At 41.2% G+C, this 3301-nt stretch carries 2 protein-coding genes; one reads left to right on the plus strand and one right to left on the minus strand.

Translation table 11 applies throughout. The annotated features are described in order from the left end of the window. The first annotated feature begins 72 nt into the window (after nt 1-72). Entirely contained in the window at nt 73-2991 is a 2919-nt protein-coding gene (locus E1176_RS03540) for an FAD-binding and (Fe-S)-binding domain-containing protein (RefSeq protein ID WP_155209195.1), read from the plus strand. Here the strand turns inward: E1176_RS03540 and E1176_RS20885 are convergent. Continuing rightward, a partial coding sequence (locus E1176_RS20885) for a hypothetical protein (protein ID WP_222933068.1) occupies nt 2984-3301 on the minus strand: 318 nt, incomplete at its 5' end. The two genes, E1176_RS03540 and E1176_RS20885, sit on opposite strands and share 8 nt — an antisense overlap.

Raw genomic sequence — 3301 nt, forward strand, 5'->3', positions numbered from 1 at the left:
AGCTAAATTGCCATTATCTTTCGCAAATTCGAAAAGAAATTATATTCACGCAAATTTTTCAATACTACATCTTTGAGACTCCCCGATTACAGTGCCATAAAGCAAAAATTAAAAGGAGAACTTCATACAGATTTCACCACCCGAAAGCTTTACGCAACAGATGCATCCGCTTATCGCGAAATCCCACAGGCGGTAGCTATTCCCGCAAATGATAATGACATTGAAGTCTTAATCGAATTTGCAAACAAGCATAAGCTGTCATTAATTCCTCGAACTGCCGGCACATCACTTGCCGGGCAGGTAGTTGGAGGTGGTATTGTAGTTGATGTTTCTAAAAATTTCACACAAATACTTGAAGTTAACGAGCAAGAGCGATGGGTTCGTGTACAACCCGGTGTAATTCGCGATGAACTCAATATGCACCTTAGCTCATTTGATTTACTTTTCGGACCAGAAACATCTACAGCCAACCGTGCTATGATTGGCGGAATGATAGGCAATAACTCCTGCGGGTCTAACTCTGTGGTCTATAACAGCACGAGAGAGCACTTAATTTCCGTAAAAGGATACTTGAGTGACGGCAGCATAGTAGAATTTACCGACCTATCGCAAAATCAGCTTAACGAAAAACTTAAACTTCAATCACTTGAAGGTGATGTTTATAGAAATATAAATGATATTCTGGCAAGCGAAGAAAATCAAAAACTTATCACGGAGGGCTTCCCTAAACCCTCAATTAATAGAAGAAATACTGGCTATGCAATAGACTTACTCCGACTAACAGCACCCTACAGCGCTAGCAAAACACCACTTAATATGGCCAAGTTGGTGGCGGGGTCTGAAGGCACCTTAATGTTTATTACTGAGGCCAAATTAGCTCTCGAGCCAATCCCTAAAGGCGTTAAAGGATTGTTGTGCATTCATTTCGATTCAATAAATGAGTCTTTAAAAGGCAATCTTATTGCTCTTAAATACAGCCCTCACGCCAGTGAATTGATGGATCATCATATCCTGGATCGGACAAAAGATAATATTAACCACCGACAAAACAGGTTTTTCATTAAAGGGGAGCCTAAAGCGATTTTGGTTGTAGAGCTTTTGGCTGAAAATAAACAGAAGCTCGAGCAAATGGCCAATGAGCTCACCAACGAGCTTAAAGCTAACAAGCTTGGTTACCATTTTCCTTTAGTAACCGGCACGGATATTACCAAAGTCTGGAATTTAAGAAAGGCCGGCTTAGGCTTATTGAGCAACGTACCCGGGGATGCTAAGCCTGCCCCAGTGATTGAGGACACGGCAGTGGATGTAAATGACTTGCCGGCTTATATCGAGGAGTTTAATCAAATACTAGACAAACATGGCCTTTATTGCGTGCATTATGCACATGCAGGATCGGGAGAACTGCATCTAAGGCCTATTCTAAATTTAAAGACAGCAGAAGGGCATCGACTCTTTAGAACCATCCTCGATGAAATTGCTCAGTTGGTAAAAAAATATCAGGGATCTCTAAGTGGTGAGCATGGTGACGGTCGACTGCGGGGTGAGTTCATCCAATTCATGATAGGAGAAAAGAATTACGAATTCATTAAGGCTATTAAAAAAGCCTGGGACCCTCACAACATTTTCAACCCTGGTAAAATCGTAGATACGCCTCCTATGGATACCTCTTTGCGATTTGAGGCCGGTCAGGAAACCAGGCAGTTTGACACTATATTAAATTTCGATGAAAACCAAGGGTATTTAAGAGCTGCAGAGCAATGTAATGGATCAGGTGATTGTCGAAAGACACATCTTTCTGGAGGTACGATGTGTCCCTCATATATGGCTACCAAAAATGAAAAAGACACCACCAGAGCGCGGGCAAACATATTACGAGAGGTGCTTACCCATTCTCAAAAAACAAATGCCTTTGATAGTGAAGAAATAAAAGAGGTGATGGATTTGTGTCTTTCCTGTAAAGGGTGCAAGTCTGAGTGCCCGTCTAATGTAGATGTGGGCAAATTGAAAGCTGAGTTTCAACACCAATACTACAAAAGCCATGGCGTGCCACTGCGCACCAAAATGATAGCCAACTTTACAAAACTTAATAAGCTGGCTTCAAAGACTCCGGGTATCTACAATTTTGTTATGCAAAACAGCCTGACAGCGCCTCTTATCAAAGGTATTTCAGGTTTTGCAGCAAAGCGCTCAATCCCTGCTATCCATCGGCATACACTCAGGAAATGGTATGAAAAACGACCTGAAGCTCAACCAGAGGCTCGCGAAGTGTATCTGTTCTGTGATGAATTTACAGATTACAATGACACACCCATTGGTATTAAAACCGTTGAGCTTTTAGAAAGAATTGGGATAAAAGTAAACATCATTGATCACCTAGAAAGTGGAAGGACTTTTCTCTCTAAAGGTCTTTTAGAACCCGCAAAAAAAATAGCTACACAGAATGTCAATAGTTTTGCCAAATATGTGACTGCAGACATGCCACTGGTTGGTATTGAGCCTTCAGCCATACTCACTTTTAGAGACGAATATCCTGATCTGGTAGAAAGAGATTTAAGAGAAACTGCTCAACATTTGGCAAAAAACACATTAACCATTGAAGAGTACCTGCTTCGTTTGGCAGATCAGGGTGTACTCACCCCAAGAGCGTTTAGTAGCGATAAAAAGAAGATCAAGCTGCACGGTCACTGCCATCAAAAAGCACTTGGTTCAGTCTCGAGCACAGAAAAAATCCTTAGTTTACCTGAAAACTACTCAGTAGACACCATACCTAGTGGTTGCTGCGGCATGGCAGGCTCCTTTGGTTACGAAAAAGAGCATTACGATGTATCTATGAAAATTGGTGAATTAGTACTTTTCCCAGCGGTACGCGCTGCGTCAAACGATACTATCATTGCTGCACCCGGTACCAGTTGCCGACATCAAATCAAGGATGGAACGGGCAAGGCAGCCCTCCACCCTATCGAGGTTTTGTACGATGCTATGATTATTTAGAAATAGCTTTGAGTATTCTATCTTCTTTGATAACCACATCCCTGAGAAGCAATTTATATGGGAATAATTTGTGTTTAGAGCTCTCGAAGCCGTCAAGGATTGACTTAAGAGAGCGTGACGTTATCAATGATAGATTCAATTCATATTCAAGCCCACATTCTTTCTCAAAATCATCGCTAAACTCTGGAGCAACTAGTAGAGATTTAACCACTCTATATCCTGATTTCTCAGCTAGATCAATATATGATTTAATCTGTCTAGAGACAGAACTGTATTTATTAAAACCTTTGTCTTTAAAACTCTTGCATTC

This window comes from Fulvivirga aurantia (genome assembly GCF_009711475.1).
Classification (GTDB): domain Bacteria; phylum Bacteroidota; class Bacteroidia; order Cytophagales; family Cyclobacteriaceae; genus Fulvivirga; species Fulvivirga aurantia.